The sequence below is a fragment of the Sphingobacterium sp. GW821-FHT03E03 genome (genome assembly GCF_059420745.1).
This window is the reverse complement of the sequence record NZ_JBWKUH010000005.1, coordinates 77,508-94,959: the sequence shown is the minus strand read 5'-3', so window position 1 is coordinate 94,959 and position 17,452 is coordinate 77,508. Positions and strand designations below refer to the sequence as shown.

14 protein-coding genes and 1 pseudogene are annotated in these 17,452 nt (G+C 39.9%); 3 read left to right on the top strand and 12 right to left on the bottom strand.

Features of this window, described 5'->3' with window-relative positions:
- Positions 1–334: 334 nt before the first annotated feature.
- Positions 335–3,208 (bottom strand): aminomethyl-transferring glycine dehydrogenase, encoded by a 2,874-nt coding sequence (gene gcvP / locus AC07UV_RS08255; protein WP_495183322.1) that lies wholly within the window; start codon positions 3,206–3,208, stop codon positions 335–337.
- A gap of 556 nt (positions 3,209–3,764) precedes the next feature.
- On the opposite strand from gcvP, the gene ctlX reads away from it, so the two are divergent.
- Positions 3,765–4,718 carry a citrulline utilization hydrolase CtlX gene (ctlX, locus tag AC07UV_RS08250; protein WP_495183321.1) on the top strand — a complete coding sequence of 318 codons (954 nt, stop codon included), beginning with the start codon at positions 3,765–3,767 and terminating at the stop codon, positions 4,716–4,718.
- Positions 4,719–5,504: 786 nt separating this feature from the next.
- On the opposite strand, the gene AC07UV_RS08245 is transcribed toward ctlX, so the two are convergent.
- The 9 genes from AC07UV_RS08245 to AC07UV_RS08205 all read right to left on the bottom strand — a co-directional run bounded on the left by AC07UV_RS08245 (position 5,505) and on the right by AC07UV_RS08205 (position 15,649).
- Positions 5,505–5,795, bottom strand: a complete 291-nt coding sequence (locus AC07UV_RS08245) for a hypothetical protein (protein ID WP_495183320.1) — start codon at positions 5,793–5,795, stop codon at positions 5,505–5,507.
- Positions 5,796–5,980: 185 nt separating this feature from the next.
- Positions 5,981–6,115, bottom strand: coding sequence for a hypothetical protein (locus AC07UV_RS08240; RefSeq protein ID WP_495183319.1), 135 nt, complete (start codon positions 6,113–6,115; stop codon positions 5,981–5,983).
- Positions 6,115–6,258: a hypothetical protein gene (locus AC07UV_RS08235; RefSeq protein ID WP_495183318.1), complete on the bottom strand. Its 144-nt coding sequence runs from the start codon at positions 6,256–6,258 to the stop codon at positions 6,115–6,117. Before AC07UV_RS08235 ends, AC07UV_RS08240 begins: the two co-directional genes overlap by 1 nt.
- Complete coding sequence (locus AC07UV_RS08230) at positions 6,255–6,353, bottom strand: transposase (protein ID WP_495183474.1); 99 nt, start codon at positions 6,351–6,353, stop codon at positions 6,255–6,257. The genes AC07UV_RS08235 and AC07UV_RS08230 overlap by 4 nt, the downstream gene beginning before the upstream one ends.
- A gap of 67 nt (positions 6,354–6,420) precedes the next feature.
- Positions 6,421–6,549 (bottom strand): hypothetical protein, encoded by a 129-nt coding sequence (locus tag AC07UV_RS08225; RefSeq protein WP_495183317.1) that lies wholly within the window; start codon positions 6,547–6,549, stop codon positions 6,421–6,423.
- Positions 6,550–6,800: 251 nt separating this feature from the next.
- Positions 6,801–9,266, bottom strand: coding sequence for a phosphocholine-specific phospholipase C (locus tag AC07UV_RS08220; protein WP_495183316.1), 2,466 nt, complete (start codon positions 9,264–9,266; stop codon positions 6,801–6,803).
- Positions 9,266–10,759: a SusD/RagB family nutrient-binding outer membrane lipoprotein gene (locus tag AC07UV_RS08215; protein WP_495183315.1), complete on the bottom strand. Its 1,494-nt coding sequence runs from the start codon at positions 10,757–10,759 to the stop codon at positions 9,266–9,268. The genes AC07UV_RS08220 and AC07UV_RS08215 overlap by 1 nt, the downstream gene beginning before the upstream one ends.
- Before the next feature lie 98 nt (positions 10,760–10,857).
- Positions 10,858–14,079: a SusC/RagA family TonB-linked outer membrane protein gene (locus AC07UV_RS08210; RefSeq protein ID WP_495183314.1), complete on the bottom strand. Its 3,222-nt coding sequence runs from the start codon at positions 14,077–14,079 to the stop codon at positions 10,858–10,860.
- A 937-nt stretch (positions 14,080–15,016) separates the two neighbouring features.
- Complete coding sequence (locus tag AC07UV_RS08205) at positions 15,017–15,649, bottom strand: class I SAM-dependent methyltransferase (protein WP_495183313.1); 633 nt, start codon at positions 15,647–15,649, stop codon at positions 15,017–15,019.
- Between the two features lie 13 nt (positions 15,650–15,662).
- Between AC07UV_RS08205 and AC07UV_RS08200 the strand changes: the two are divergent.
- Positions 15,663–15,794: pseudogene (locus AC07UV_RS08200) on the top strand (IS982 family transposase); the annotation flags it as partial.
- A gap of 41 nt (positions 15,795–15,835) precedes the next feature.
- Here the strand turns inward: AC07UV_RS08200 and AC07UV_RS08195 are convergent.
- Both AC07UV_RS08195 and AC07UV_RS08190 read right to left on the bottom strand, forming a co-directional pair.
- Positions 15,836–16,036, bottom strand: coding sequence for a helix-turn-helix transcriptional regulator (locus AC07UV_RS08195; RefSeq protein WP_495183312.1), 201 nt, complete (start codon positions 16,034–16,036; stop codon positions 15,836–15,838).
- Positions 16,026–16,505, bottom strand: a complete 480-nt coding sequence (locus tag AC07UV_RS08190) for a hypothetical protein (protein ID WP_495183311.1) — start codon at positions 16,503–16,505, stop codon at positions 16,026–16,028. Before AC07UV_RS08190 ends, AC07UV_RS08195 begins: the two co-directional genes overlap by 11 nt.
- A gap of 690 nt (positions 16,506–17,195) precedes the next feature.
- Here AC07UV_RS08190 and AC07UV_RS08185 point away from each other — a divergent pair.
- A complete protein-coding gene (locus AC07UV_RS08185; protein WP_495183310.1) occupies positions 17,196–17,420 on the top strand; it encodes a hypothetical protein in 225 nt (74 codons plus the stop codon).
- Positions 17,421–17,452: the final 32 nt, after the last annotated feature.

The window sequence follows — 17,452 nt, the reverse complement described above, 5'->3', positions numbered from 1 at the left end:
TATTTAAAATATAGCAGTAAAATAGTCCTATTCGTTTTTCCTGAACTTATCTAAGAATGTTTGGGGATCATCATGCTTACATACTCTTTCGTGTCTATCCTTTTGGTTTATAAAGGCTTCATTTAAAAGCCTTAAATATTCCCAGACTCCTGTAAATAAACTCGTCTGGATTAACCCTTTTACGGTATAATGCTTTATTTGCCTAGCCCCAATTCGTCTCACACTAAAAGTCAATACATTTTGCATAACAATATAATGACCTTTTCTAAATTCTCAGTAAAAATAAAAGCCCCTCCGATATGGAGAGGCTTTAAGGATATTATTTTTAAGGCTGTTACGCCTCAGCATATTCTTCGATAGAAGGACATGAGCAGATCAATGTACGGTCTCCCTGAGAGTCGTTTACACGACCTACAGAAGGCCAGAACTTACGTTCTCTTACGTACTCCAACGGATAAGCCGCAGTTTGACGACTGTAAGGTCTATCCCATTCATCTGCAGTAACCACCGCTGCTGTATGCGGAGCATGCTTCAATACGTTATTTGCTTGTTCAACATCTCCTGATTCAACCGCAGCAATCTCCTGACGAATTGCAACTAATGCATCACAGAAACGATCCAATTCAGCTTTAGATTCAGACTCTGTTGGCTCTACCATCAATGTACCCGCAACAGGGAAAGAAACTGTTGGTGCATGGAAACCGTAGTCCATCAAACGTTTTGCAATATCAGCAACTTCGATACCTACATTTTTGAAACCACGGCAATCTAAAATCATCTCATGCGCACAACGTCCATTGCTACCAGAATAAAGTACTGGATAAGCATTTTCCAAACGCGCTTTAATATAGTTTGCATTCAATATTGCAGTCCGTGTAGCATTAGTCAACCCTTCACCACCCATCATCGAAATATAAGCGTGGGAGATGATCAAGATTGATGCTGAACCAAATGGTGCCGCCGAAACAGCTGTAATGCCTTCTTCTCCCGAAGTAGAAACAACTTGATGGTTTGGCAAGAAAGGTACCAAGTGTTTAGCAACACCGATTGGCCCCATACCTGGACCACCACCACCATGTGGAATACAGAACGTTTTATGTAAGTTTAAGTGACAAACGTCAGCACCAATATGGCCCGGACTAGTCAAACCTACCTGTGCATTCATGTTTGCGCCATCCATATATACCTGACCACCATTGGTGTGAATGATTTCACAAACTTCAATGATTGATTCCTCAAATACACCATGCGTAGACGGATAAGTCACCATTAAAGAGTTCAGGTGAGCAGCATGCTCCTCCGCTTTTGCTCTTAAATCTGGGATATCAATGTTTCCAAGTTCATCACATTTCACGACCACCACTTTCAAACCAGCCATTGAAGCCGAAGCAGGGTTTGTACCGTGTGCAGAAGCTGGAATCAAACAGATATTACGACCATGATCGCCTCGGCTCTCATGATAAGCACGGATAACCATTAAACCGGCATATTCACCTTGCGCTCCTGAATTAGGCTGGAAGCTCATTTTAGCAAAACCTGTGATCTCTGATAACCAATCGTTCAATTCACCGATCATCTGCATGTACCCGGAAGTTTGATCTGTAGGTGCAAATGGATGTAATCCACCAAATCTCGCCCAGGTAACTGGAGTCATTTCAGCTGTCGCATTCAGCTTCATTGTACATGAACCCAATGGGATCATCGAATGACACAACGATAAATCTTTCGCCTCCAACGATTTAATATAGCGTAACATTTCATGTTCGGAATGGTAGCTATTAAAGTTTGGATGCGTTAAGTAAGCTGAGGTACGAACCAATTCAGCAGGAATCGAAGAACCTAAGTTTTCCTCTAGCGTATCGAAATCTATATCGTTCAATGTTTTGCCTTGAATTTTTGCAAACACTTTTACGATCGTTTTGATATCCTCATATGTTGTTGTTTCATCGATAGCGATAGAAACTTGTGAACCGTTGTAGTAGAAGTTCAATTCATTGTTCAACGCTTCAGATTTTAAAGCGCCAGCATGTCCACCTAAATCTACACGTAGTGTGTCAAAATAAGCGTTATTCAATTGAGTATAACCCAAAGACTGTAAAGCTTGATCCAATAAATTTGCTAAAGCATGGATACGGGACGCAATATTTTTGATTCCTTCTGGACCATGGTAGACAGCGTAGAAAGAGGCCATAATAGCCAATAAAGCTTGCGCTGTACAGATATTCGAAGATGCTTTATCACGACGGATATGTTGCTCACGTGTTTGTAAAGCCATACGTAAAGCGTACTTTCCATTCGAATCAGAAGTTACACCGATGATACGTCCGGGAATATTACGTTTGAAGCTATCACGTGTAGCGAAGAATGCCGCATGAGGACCACCGAATCCCATTGGTACACCAAAACGTTGTGAGTTACCAACAACAACATCTGCCCCCCATTCTCCCGGAGGAGTCAACAAGGCTAAACTCATTAGATCCGCAGCAGCACATACTGTAATATTTTTACCGTGTGCAGCCTCAGCAAATGATTTGTAATCAATGATTGACCCGTCTGCCGCTGGGTATTGTACGAATGCAGCAAAAACATCATCTGTCAGTTCTGATTCTTGAATAGCTGTAATTTTCAGTTCGATACCGAAAGAAAGCGCACGCGTCTTTAACACGTCAATCGTCTGTGGATAAGCGTTTTCAGAAACCAAGAATACATTTGCATCTTTGTTTTTACGCGCTGAATAAAGCATAAACATCGCTTCAGCAGCAGCAGTAGCTTCATCCAATAATGAAGCGTTTGCAATTTCCAATCCAGTAAAATCAGAAATAACGGTCTGGAAGTTTAACAGTGCCTGTAAGCGACCTTGTGCAATTTCTGCTTGGTAAGGTGTATATTGTGTATACCATCCTGGGTTTTCAAACACATTACGTTGAATTACACCTGGAAGGATCACATCATAGTAACCCTGACCAATAAAAGATTTAAAAACTTTATTTTTCTCTGCGATTTCCGCTATCCGCTTTAAATAAGCAACCTCAGACAATGCTTTTGGAAGATTTAAAGGTTTTGGAGCACGGATTTGAGAAGGGACCGTTTGGTCAATTAGCTGGTCAATTGACGATACGCCCAATTTGGCCAACATTTCATTCGCTTCAACTGGACTTGGGCCATTGTGGCGACTTTCGAATTTTTCTTGGAAGTGTATATTGCTCATGTGTGCAAAAAGTTAACGCTTATAGACAGTTAGCGACATAATAATTAGGTAATTAACTCTCTTATAAACAGTCGTTTTTTGGATGAGCAAAGATAGCAAAATAAATGACTGAAAACGAAGCAAAAAAGTGGATAAAAAGTCAGTTTTAAGTACAAGCGAATATGCAATCGATTGTCCTCTCCATATCAAAATTAAAATAAAGATAATCAATGACAGTTCATATTGAAAATATACCAATCAATCCGAAAATAGATTGACACAATGACAAAAAACAAAAGATTATGCTACTATTTTTCAACCATCATTTTTTCTTTTTAAAGATATTCTTTTTGCAATGGCGCTGATTTTTCAATACATTAGTATAAGTACCAATTGTAATTGATTGCTGACACAACGACTATTATTCAGAACGAATGTCACGCAGCTTCTGGAATACGCTGATTCGCTCAAAAATATTGAGAACAGGTATTTTCTCTTTCCTACAATAGGGCTCATACAAGTAAGAATATCATTTCTTTTTAACAAATATAAACCAGCGAAGTAACGATTATAAATCATGAGAAAACAGGTAACAGACAGCGTACTTCTCGTAAGACCCTCTGTCTTCCGCAAAAATGAACAGACCGCAGTCAATAATTTTTTCCAAAAGGATATTGAAAACCTAAGCGGCGAAGACGTAAATAGAGAAGCACAAGGAGAATTTGATGCCCTTGTCAACGAATTGAAATCACATGGTATTTTAGTGACCGTCATTCAGGACGATGAAAAATCCGAAAGCCCAGACAGTATATTTCCGAACAATATTGTCTCTTTCCATCAGGATGGTAAAATTATCTTTTATCCGATGTTTGCTCCTAACCGTCGAAAAGAACATTTATTGGACTTTGAGGGGCCGTTGAAGCAAAACGGTTATTATGTAAAGTTGATTAAAGACCTCAGCGAGTCCGAAAATAATCGACAATATTTAGAAGGAACAGGTGCTCTTGTACTAGATCGTACACATCGCATTGCTTATTGTGCCCTGTCTGAACGAGCGGACCGGACAATGTTAGATGAATATTGTAAAACTGAAAACTACACTCCTATTGTCTTTCATGCATTTCAGACAGTCAATGGCGAACGGAGACCTATCTACCATACCAATGTGGTATTGGCTGTGGGAGAAGATTTTGCAATTTTATGCCCGACTGCAATTGATAACCCATCTGAGCGTGAGACACTACTAAAGAAATTAAAAGACACTGGTAAGGAAATCATCGAGATCAATGAAAACCAACTGGAAAATTTTGCAGCAAACTGCCTTCAGGTGAGAAATAAATATGGAAATCGTTTTATTGTCCTAAGTGATAAAGCATTGTCATCACTAACACTATACCAAACGGCACAATTGGAAAAACACGGCAAAATTATCCATCAGGATTTACATGTCATTGAAACCTGTGGCGGAGGTAGTGTCCGCCATATGATGGCTGAGGTATTCCTTCCAAAAGAAAAAGTGATGAATGCTTAGGCATTCATCACTTCTATAGATAATCAAATTTCAAAGACAGGATAAAATACGATTATTTTTTTCACACGCAAAGGCTCCGCTGATTCAACTCGACACGTTTGACAAAGTCGCTTTCCTATTTTAAATCTCGCAATTTCCCTTACCCTCTCTTGTAAATAACTTATGGACAAGTTAACCCTAAATTCGCCCTGCTCCCGACTTATAAAAAAAGTGTAACGCAGTGAGAGTAGCCATAAAGGTAGACTCACTGTTCACTCAAACTGCTTACAGGACGAAATAAGTCATAAGATGGTCAATTTGGCCCCCAACACACCCAAGGGCACACCGAAAGTTGCTATTAAATCTCCACAAGAAAACTCACGACAATATAACAATCTCATCCTTGATATAGACAACGTTCTATTCTCCTCTATAATTAAGAGACTATCTTAGAAGAAGAACCAACTTCGTATTGAATTTGGTTCTTCTTCTTTTCCATGCTATTAGATCTTCAACTATTTATTTGCTAATCAATTGTTAAATATAATAAATTTACTTTTCGTTCTGTAGCTGCAAAAAAAGATAAGGCCGTAAGAATAGGAAATTCTACACGGCCTTTACTGCTATTATAAATAAACCTAAACTGTACTACAGCCACCTAATTTGCAGCACATATCCATAAGAGGGAAACTTCGCAATTGCCCCTTGCCTCCTTACTCTTTCCGCTTAGCCCATTTTCCGAGCAACTTGCTGGTTGCGAAACTAACCAACGTTCCCAACGCAGCAGTAAGTAAGGTCTGCAGTATATCACCTAAAGAAATACTCGCCCATAGTGAGCACAGCGCACCACCTAGCCCCCCCCACGCGCATATTATTAATTTTATCACTCACTCCTCCTTCGTTGCCACTATTATCCTTTTCGACCTCTTCTTTTTCATCAATCACAGATTCGATGACACCTACTCCAATTGCGAGATATTTTAAAATATTCAGTGCCTTTCCTGGCAATTTTACGGGTAAGAACAGGATCACCTGAAGTGCCCGGCCAATTTTATTGATTATTTTTTCACGCGTAAATATTTTATGTTGACTAGTCAAAGTCAACAGTTTTATAACTCACTTAGTTAAAAAACACAGCCAAGAGTTGCAAAATTTTATCCTCGAGCTCTATGGCTCAACCCCGTGTGCTTAGCTGTGCAACGTCTGTTTCATCTGAGGGGGCTGGCCCTCCAGTAAAAAATTCGACTTTCCTTATCAGGATCAGACGCTAACGTCCAACCCTTCTAATTCCTTTTTAAATATTCTTTACGCTTTTGGTTACGGTTATTCTCAAACTCCCCTATTGAATAAGCCTGATAAGCCAGTCCGGCCGTCAGGATGATGTAAGCGGCGTTCAGGATCTTATATTCTATTCTCACTAATGCCTTCTTTTTCCCTTTCTTGTGACCACGCTGTCGTACTTAGCCCCCAAATAAGTCCCTTCGGTCCGTGTGGCTGCCCATGCAGCCTTCACCAGTAAACTCTTCAGGTACTTATAACCATTTTTCGTTCTGCTACTCAACTTTTTGCCCCACTCTCATTGTTCCCTGGACAGATACCCGTCCATTTTGCCAATCGTTTCGTATTGCCGAACGCCTCTTCCGGTTGGACACCTATCCGGCAAGCATCTTAACTGCAGTTACTTTGTTAACGCCTGGTATACGGTCAGTAGAGCTACACTCTGCTAATCTTCTGCAAGCAACCTGTCAACTTCTTCTTCCGGTACCGCAATCTGGGGTTCCAGGTAGCCAATATGAGATTTTATCTGCTCGAATTCCACAACCTCGGCAGCTGAAATTACTTCTTTCTTCATCGTAACAAGTTAGTTTGAAGAAAGTTAACAACCCTTATTTATATACCCCTGTGTATGTCTAAAAAAATTCATGTTGGCCTCATCTTAGGTATTTGAATTGTTAATGCGTTGAAAAAAATCATCGGTAATTATATGCAATAGAGGAACATCCAATATACACTTGATTATTAGCACGTTTCAATATTGAAAATCTTATTGTAAGTGAACAGTATTAATCCTTCTATTTAATATCCTAATATGTATTCTTCTCCTTAATTGGAGATTAAGTCCATACTTCCCATTAATGGATCCGTATAACCAGATAGACCGGTTTCAATATGCCCCGCATACCGCAGCTTAAGCTGTGGATCTTCAGTACTTGTTATTTCAATGTCATACCAGCCTTTGCTTTTACTGCAATCCACTTCAAGTGCTCCACTTTTAAGTATTTGTGGCTTAAATGTACCATAGGAGCTATCCACTAACTGCAGATCTAATGCAGAAGATTGCACTTGAATAAAAAGGACCGGGTTACCCGAAACGACCTTTGTATAAACATCAATTTTTGGAATACCTGACTTTTTAGCCTCGATCGAACGAAAAAAACCATTGGGACCATGGAGGGCAAATGATACTTGATCTTCTGCTATCTTGTCAAGCTGCCAATCGTATTGCAATTGGTCGCCGTCCCGAACGGCAAAATTCCAAACTTTCCCTTTTTCATGGCCATCATAAGGAACATAAGAGATTACAAAATAAGGAATGCCCGCACCATGTTTAACCGTATTCAACCTTCGATCTAGTTTCGTGCTGATAGAAAAAATAGTGTCTGTGCTAACCATCTTTACCTGTAGATCATAGTGCAGCGCGCAGGCCTGCTTCCATCCCTGTTCCTGCATCTGTACAGTACTGTGATACTGGCCAGTTGTCCTAATCTCAACGATCTTTTGACCATCAATTTGCACAAAATCCGCGGAAAGTTTTTTGTTCCGAGCAGAGAATATCCGTTCTACATATTCATTTCTGTCAACCGGAAGAACGTTGACTTTGGACACCTTGTCTATCGGGCGAAAAGCCGTCGTCAGATTCCCACATACCATCCTGCGCCACTGACTGATATTATCTTCCCGGACAATCTTTCTTGTTTTCTTTTCCAAAAAATACTCCAAAAATTGAAGACAGGAAGTATGGTCGAATACTTCCGAATTGACCCATCCTCCTTTTGACCAAGGTGATGCAATCACCATCGGCACCCGATACCCCAGTCCAATAGGGCTCCCTAAGGTCACCGTTTGATTATTTGTACGCTTCCTCTCCTGCTCTTGCGTTACATATTCATCCGCTGTATCTATTGCCGACACCGCGCCCTGATCTTTATGCGAACTCAAAGGTGGCACAAACGGGGCAATATGATCAAAATATCCATCATTCTCATCGTAGGTCAAGATAAATATTGTCTTTTTCCAGACTTCAGGATCTTTGGTCAGAATATCTAATACCTCCGAAACATACCAGGCTCCATACCAGGGTGAGCCTGGATGATCTGAAAACCGACAGGGAGCGACCAACCAAGATACAGTAGGTAATTTTCTCTGCTGGACATCTTTTCTAAATTGATAGAAAATATCGCCCGCAGGAACCTCTATCTCTAACTGTTTCCCGTCATCCGCATAAGCCAGTTTATCAAGTTTGTGAAAGTTAGGATCGGCCAGATTTGTCACAAATGCATTTCGATGGATATCTTTTTCAAACTGGGATAGTTTCTCGAAGTTGTCGGGAGCATACTTTTTGACGTCGCTTTGCAAAGCTGCCAGTTCTGCTTTGGCTTTGTTTAGCGATTCGACTTTTTTATCGCTTTTTAATAGTCGCTGCAGTTCCTTAATCCGTTCTTTCATCCACTGATAATGCGCAAGGTGATACCTTACGCCGTACTGCTTATGAAATTCGAGATTGTTGTCTGTAAAATTGGCCAGCCAATCTTCTTCTTCTTCACCTTCAAATCCAACGGGTAGACTTAACTCATTTTGGTAGACCTTCCACAAAATTCCAGCTTCTTGTAGCCGTTCTGGATAAGTCTTCCAGCTAATGTCCTTGTAATTAATCTGATCATTATCCACATGGGCAACAGAATCCGGATTACGCGGCTGTTCGCGCACTGTACCGGTCCAAAAATAGGATCGATTGGCACTAGTTCCAGTCAATGAGGAACAAAAATGTTGATCACATACGGTAAAAGCATCTGCAAAGGCATAATAAAAAGGAATATCCGCACGATTGTAATAGCCCATTGTCAGGGGCATAGCCTTATATTGATCATTCCCTGAACTTTTTGCTTCCAGCCAATTATCCATTTTTCCGTCGTGGCGGGCCGCAACCATATCACGCCAACCGTGCGGCAATGACCCCATCCAGGTCGATTTACTATTGACGATATCCAAATGGAAAGGTGCAAAACATGCACCTTTCTTATTTTCCTGAATCCATACTGGCAGGCCGTTTGGCAATTTCATTGCACGCGGATCATTAAATCCACGCATCCCTTTTAATGTGCCGAAACAATGATCAAACGATCTGTTTTCTTGCATCAAAAAGACAATATGCTCAGCATCTAAAAATGTTGATCCTTTTGGAGCGTCAATGGCCAATGCCTTTTGAATAGACTCTGGCATCCAATTTAATGCTACGGTACTCCCGGCTAACATGGCCGCCTTTTTTAAAAATGCCCTTCTTGAATCCATTATTTTAACCACCAGGTCTGTAAATTAATATTGTCATTTCCTCCAAACTGTGATTTGATGGCATCAGAAACATTAGACGTATTGTTATTGTATTCCTCCTGCGGATACATCCAACGATATGCCGTTTTTACATTGACAGCTTTTCGCAAACTCGGATAACCAGTGCGCAAATGGTCAAAATAGGCTGTATATCCTCCCTGATGAAATGAACGCAGGTATTTCTGCATGAGGATACGCTCCAATTTCTGTTCATTTGAATTTACAGCATCAAGTTTTACCGCACTTTGTGCCAGGTATTGTGTTGCCTGACTTTCATTGGTATAACTGCCTATATTTTTCGCATATTTTTCATAAAACTTGAACGATGCTTGCACCCCTTTTGCATAAGTTGTATTTAGATCGCCTGTAATCCACCCTTTCAATATAGCTTCGGCCAAAATAAATTGCATTTCCGAACAGCCCAATAGTACCAAAGGCTCCGCTGTAGGGTCCTGATAAAACCGCTCGTGGACTTTAGACAGCTTACCCAATACAGCCTTAGCGTTGACCTGTGCATAGGGAACAATCGGATCACCACCTTCATACGCAGTAAAATCATTAATAGCTTTTCCCGCTTCTTTCCCCAAGCGGGTTTGTGTTGCGACAACAAACAATCTAGGATCCTTTAGATCCTGCAATCTTTGGATAAAGGTGGAATCCATATACATTCCAGAGCCATAACCACTGGAATTAAACTCTGGATAGCGGTTGCCATCTTGATTCAAGAAGACCAATTGACCATCTTCAGCGCCGCTCACATCAGTAATTATAGACTCACTCGAATAGATTTTAGCGAATTCAGCTGCCAGGTTAAAAGGCAGATCAGCTGATTTCTTCGAGAGGGTTAACAATATTTTTAGGCGGAAAGAATTGACCAAATTACCCCAATTTGTACTATTCCCTCCATAAATAATATCACCATTTATGTTATTATTATTTTTCTTCAATATAGCATTTGCTTCCTCCAGTTCTTTCAATACACCCACCAAAACCTCTTTCTGTGTATCATATTTTGGCGTAAACACGGCTGTACTTTCGCCTTTTGCTGCTTCTGAGTAAGGCACATCGCCAAAGGTCAGGGTAAGATTATAGAAATAATAAGCACGAAAAAATTTAGCCAGTGCCAAATAGTTTTCAGCACCTATTTTCTCTGCTTCTTCGGTCATCTTCGTAATATCCCGGAGAAAACCATATTGCTCAAAGCTCCCACGCTGCCAGTTGTAAATCTGGTTGGCATTCTCACCATCCGTTTGTACAATCATCTTCAAGGTATACAATGGCGAAGTACCATGCCAGGTACGAAAAGCATCCCATTCTACTTTAGTCAGCAGCGCCTGTGGATGGGTTGTCGTTGCTTCGTTCGGATTAATATTTACTTCAGTCAATTTCTGACAAGAAGTCATTATTGAAAGCGAAAACAATCCCAAAACTATGTGTTTATTAAATAATTTCATATGTAAATAATTTGTTTTTTAACTGCCATATGGATACCCAGTCTATTTTCATACGAGATTGTGTTTTTCGAACATGGATATTTCATCTTGCAATTTTGTTAAAACTTAAAATCTAGCGAAAACCCGATATACCTGGTCGACGGATCCTGAAGGTTCCCATCATTACCAACACCAAAATCAGGGTCGATATAAGGTACTTTCTTCCACATCGCTAAATTGTATCCGAACACCGATGCATTTAATGCAGTGAGCTGTTTTAGTTTGAATACCTTATTGACATCATAACTTACCGAAAGCCGACGCAATTTCACAAATGAACGATCAAAGACATTGGCAAAAAGTTTACTTTCAGCCTCCGTCACTCGGGCCTGATATGGATAATTTTGGCTCCATGCCTGCCAATCAACAGTTTTGGTATTATTGGTATAGGTGCGTGTATCCGAAGTAATGTTGCCGTTCACATCCCGGGTAAACTCCCCGCCTGTTACGATTACGCCATCCGGAACAAACACAGGTTTTCCAGCATCATACTGCTCCTGGCGATATAAAACAGACGATGGATGCTTTCCGCCCCACCACATTTTTTCTATTGTGGTCGAATTCATCACACCCCCGATAGAACCATCTATATCAAGATTAACCTGAAATCCTTTAAATTTAAACTGGTTTGCAAAACCAAATTGCCAGTCTGGCTGGAAATAGCCCAAATATTGCGGGAAAGGATTTTTTGTCGGCATACCGGTATTCGGATTTAGGATAACCTTGCCATCAGCAGATTTTTCCCAAACCGTACCATAATAACTATCCGCACGATCTCCTTTTTTCAAGTTACCATATTTAGCCTGATTATTGTAGATTTCTTCGAGACGCTGGACTGCACGGGACCAATTTACGGTCGAGGTCCAGGAAAATTGGTCATTTTTGATGATATTTCCCGTTAAAGAAACCTCTAAACCTTTGGTACGGTATTTATTTCCATTGACTTTGCGCGAAGTAAATGCCGATGCCTGGGAAACACTTAAATCTATAATCTGATTTTTGTCAACGACATTGTAGTAAGTGACATCTGCCGAAAGCCTGTTTTTGAAAAAGGCAATTGAAGCACCTATTTCCAGCGAACTTGACTGCTGTGGAAGAATATCAGGATTTATAATTCCTGCGGGATAAGTCACAGACGGCGTCGAACCATAAGTCACATCTTTTTTATACGTCGCTGCAATACTATAAGGATCCAAATCAGAAGATACGGATGCCCATGAGCTATACAATTTAACAAAGTCTATTTGCTCAGGTAACTTAAAATAATCGGAGATCACACTACTCAACGAAACAGATGGGTAGAAAAAAGACTGATTTGCTTTCGAGAGGGTGGATGACCAGTCATTTCTTCCTGAAAAATTTAAATATGTAGACTTAAATACGTTTAAGTTTACCGATGCATAAGCGCTCCTTATTATTTTTTCAGTGATTGTATTCGTCGCCTTTACCGGTCCTTGGGTATTTCCCAGATTATAGACAAATGGAACAACCAGACCATCTGTTGTTTGATAAAGTTCGCGATAATCACGTTTGAACGTTGATGATCCTGCATTCACGGTTATTCCAAAATCATCGGACAACTCTTTGATATAGGTGGCTAATACATCCGCATCAAAATTAAGCTGCTTGCTATCCCAGTTTTTATAATCGCCATTTCTTGAATCGCCATAGTTCATATACGATTTGGGGCTCTGCATATCTTGGAACAGATTCTTTTGCCTTGCAGCAGCACGGCCTTTTATCGTAAATTCAGGTGAAATACGCCAAGTCAAGGCTGTCTGTCCCTGCAAAATATCCTGATCATATACCTGATTTAATTCATTGGCAGAAAAATAAGGGTTATTGTACCATGCATAATTGTAGTTTGCCTGGCGATAGCCTTCCTGTCCCGGAATGTAGAGATGATCTTTTAAATCTTGTCCATTTACGTCATTCCCCATCCATAGCAAAATGGTATACATATGATTTTTAGGTCCATATCCATATCTTGGGTAATTTGGAGACTTTACTTTATTATAGGAAAGATTAAGATCCAATTGAACTTCAGGCCTAAAACGATATGAAGTGTTTAGGTTCAGACCACCTGTAGAAAGCTTGGTGTTGGGTACCTGTCCTTTTTGATAAGCATATTTTCCAGTTCCAAAGATGCTGACTTTTTCTGATCGGTAGGATAACGTTGCATTGTTCTCCGTGATTAATCCTGTTCCCAGGAAATCTTCCAAATTGTTGTGTGCCACCCAGTCGATCGGTACCCTTTCATAACGCGACTTATCGTTGTACTTTGTTCCGCTGACATCTCCCCACCAAGGAATCACCTCACCAGTCTGTTTATCACGAATAGGGCTATTCCATTGCGCCACCTTTATTCCAGAATTCAATTTGGGTCCCCAGGTCATATCGCCATCGGAGATTCCGCCATCGGCACCATCCCAAAACTCATACTTACCATTAGATCCACTTCCAAATTCTTTTTGCGACTCAGGAAAAACCGTAAATCCCGCCGAAAACATATTGGTGGTCCCCACAGAAAATTCCAATTTATCACTTTTTGCGCTTTTAGTGGTGATTAGAATAGCCCCGTTTTTACCACGTGAGCCATATAAAGAGGATGCTGCTGTTCCCTTCAAAACGTTGATATTTTCAATATTCTGGCTTGACATATCGTAAAAATCAGATTCCACAGGAATACCATCAACAACAATTAAAGGCGTTTTCCCACGCAATTGAAAAGAAGGGGCCTGAAAAATACCTGTTGGATTATTGACGATCAACCCGGATACCTGTCCCGTCAAGGCTGTTCCAATGTTCATTGTTTTAGATTCCTTAAGCACGTCCAGCTTGACTTCTTGTGTCGCATACCCGATCTGCTTTTTCTGTTGCTTGATCCCAATTGCGGTTACAACAACTTCGTCCAACTTAGAGTCATCTTTTTCCAAAACAACTTCAAGCGGGCTGTCTGTGGCCGTTATAGTGACTGTTTTATACCCTAAGGAAGAAATACGGATTTGGTCCCCAGCCTGTCCTTTCAGATTAAATTTACCGTTAAATTCGGTACGCGTACTCTGCTTACTGGTTTCGTTGATAATGGTACCTCCGTCTATGGGCTTGCCATCTTGGTCTTTGACAACCCCTGTTATAATAGACTGATCGGTAATTTCGAGCTTGATATTTTCGTTTGTTAGATTTGCCCACAGCATGTCAACACTTACAGCATTTAGTAATGCGATCGCTAAGGTAACTTGGGCTTTTTTCCTAAATTGAGGTAGTTTAATAGGTTTCATTATCTTGAATTTACGCCCAAATAACGAAGCTAATGTTAGCTAGAGATAAAGATAACATTAAAGAAACAAGCTTAACAGTAGCTTATTTTTAGGTTAACAACGGACATATTTCATTTATACAGCAAATATCATTTTCAATAATATAAAAGTTGAAATTCATCGATCAGATACAGATCAAATTTGTGCTTGCCAATGCGAGTAATAAACCAAATTTAACGCCAGCGTTAAAGAACGAGATGTTTATTGCTTTGCATTCGAGAACTCCCTCAGCCAATGTACAGTTGAAAGCGTAGTGTACAAAGAGAACCGATAAGGAGGGAGAGCGGGATACTATACCTCCTACTATTGTTTACTTTTCCTTGATAACAAGCACTTCAATCGCTCGCCTACCTTTTGTTATAACCAGTCCATAGCTGGCAAGCTGCAGATTGAGCTCCTCCAACGTTTTAAATTCCACGATCTCCATTTTGATGTCAGTTTTTGCAAGATCAATGCAGGCCGGATTTTTTTTGTCATATCAACTACAATGGCTAACACATCACTTCCCTCTATAGTTAATTTATCTTCACTATTGATGTTATTGTTAGCTGAGGCTGCTGTTTGAATCTTTCCTTTTTTAGCCGGAAGTTGAGATCCCTCGGATATTTCTGATAGTACTCAAAAGATCCCGATATCCTGCTGTTCAATATTCCAAATTCCAGTCCAAGATTGACTATTCCTACGCGCTACATGTTTAATAAACCAAAACAAATTACTTTATCGCAACTCAACAATTTAAATCTGGTAGTAATACGATTAAGTTTTGTTGCATCAATTCACCCCAAAAAAAGCTAATCTTGCGATTAGCTTTTCTTGTTTTAGAGTACTTAGATTCGAAAGAAGAACCGGCAGGGTTTAAGCTATTAGAGTCGCCTGTCTTAAAAATACATGAATTCTGTCATCCAATTGAAGCCGACTTCCGAAAGCTACAAAACACAAAATTCTGTATCGTGTCAAATGGTGTCCGATGGTTTACCCTATGGCAATTGATCTTATTAAAATAATCCTTGAACTGATTTGTTAAACTTATTTCGGAATACTGTTTGATCTCAATGCCGCTGCATTTTTTGGGACCTTGTTCAGAAAATGTGCCTATAACTAAAATGCCATCTGGATTTATATTTTCTTTTACCTTCTTTAGATAACCTGCAATATCATCTTCGCTTGTTAAAAAATGAAAAGCTGCCCGGTCATGCCAGAAATCGTAGCTTTCTGTAGGTTCAAAATGAGTAATATCCTCGACTATCCACTTTACCTTAGTAGCTTTATCACCTAACCGTTGTTTTGCTCTGTCGATAGCTTTTTCGGAAATATCCAAGACCGTAATATCTTCATATCCCAAATCCAATAGATAATCTACCAGCAAGCTATCGCCACCGCCAACGTCAATAATTTTTGCAGAGACAGGTACATTAAAAGCACTTAAATAATCCAAAGATGTTTGCGGTGTTTGCTGATACCAGCTTGTCTCTTTAAGCTCTTTGGTTCCGTAAATATTTTCCCAGTGATTTTTACGATTGAATCTTTCCATACATGTTTTTATATTTATGATCAGGCTTAATTATGCCAAATCTTTCAAAGGTTTCAAGATTAGAATATTGACAAAAATTACCACAATGACAGTTATTCAGTACATCAACAGGAATATCAACAATTTAAAAATTGGCATTATTTAAAATGCACAACGGATAATATCGTATATTATTTTATAGCATCCCTAATCATTCTCTTCTAACTCAAACAATACCTCAATAGGCTGTTCGAGCACATGCGATATTTTTAGTGATAGTACGGTGGATGGTATATATTTTTCAGCCTCCAATGCATTGATGGTCTGTCTGCTTACATGAACCAAGTCCGCCAATTGTGCTTGAGAATAATTTTTCATCAACCGATGTATCCTTATCTTATTCTTCATGTGCAATCCTCCTGTTCATCTGCCAAATGTTAACTCTAAAAATAGCGATATACATTAACAACAAGAGATGTCCAAAGAAAAACGAAAAACTTGAAAATGTCATCCCATAGACAAAAATGGTTACTATTATGCCGAAAACCATCATTAGGATAACAGACCAAGACCAACTATATAGTCGTATGGAATTAATCATTTCATCCTCAGTTTTCATTTTGCAAAACGCTATACATGATAGCCCCATTAGCAAAGACACTAAAATTAATGTCAATAATATATCTACTTCTTTTACTTGAAATAAATCCGGCGGACTCATCGGACTATCGTTAATAAAAACAAAAGTTTTTAAGAATAATCCGCCTTTTGCCGATCGATCCCGCATCGCGTCGTTAACATAAAGAACAATACTGGCAGCGATTAAAAGGAAACCGATCCATCGGAAATACCTCGGTAACAAAGGAATTACTTTCATATAATATTATCTAAGTTTATAAAAGCAAATGTAAAACAAACTTTACATAATGACAAATATTTTTTACATTTAGAAATATACTTGGCATGCATCAAGCCATAGATACAAAAATCCGCAAGAATAATATATTAGTTTAAAACGGGCATTTCTATTGCACCGTCCGATCGCATTCATCCAAGCGATTATACGTACGCCGCAGATAATTTACCGCCACCTAGTGGCGGTGTTTTGCCAAAAATCCTGTCCTATCTTTGAATTAACGAAAGAAGAAAAAATACGGAGGATTAAATTACAGTAATGGAGCAACAACAGTCAAACGGCAAAAGACAGGCCAACAGGCATATCTCGGAGATGAGCCCGATCTACTCAGCAGTGAGCGATCCGAAGCAGGGCCATCCGGCAATGCTGCAGGAGGATGTCAGGGTCATGGCAGGAGATCATCGCATCTCGCTGGGAAACTGTTGTTGCGCAGGGCCAGTCCGTGATCGACACGGCCGTAGGTTTACGACCTTCCCGCGAGGCGGTAGGGGAAGAATTGGTCTGGCAAAATAAGGAGTCCCAGCGCCAGACCAAAGAGTCCGCTACGTGCGGGCTCGGGGCCAATGTACTGTCCAATTTTTTTGACCGATAGGAACAGTGGCATTGTGACTGGTTCATAAATCTAAGTTAGGCAATTTAAATCATACGATTATGGCATGGTTTCAATTATTGATGAACGGAGACCCAACGGATCCAAATGATTACAATTTGGTAACTTCCCCGGGTTGCAGTGGTTCACTTTATGTCTGCGCAATTCAGACAAGCCCTGATGTAAACAATAAACCTATAATAAACACTTCTTTACGGAATGAAATGATCACTGCATTAAATAATAAAGGCAGTACAACAAATATATTGTTAAGAACAAACCCATAGTAATGCACAGTTAAAAAAGGAGCACTCGAATA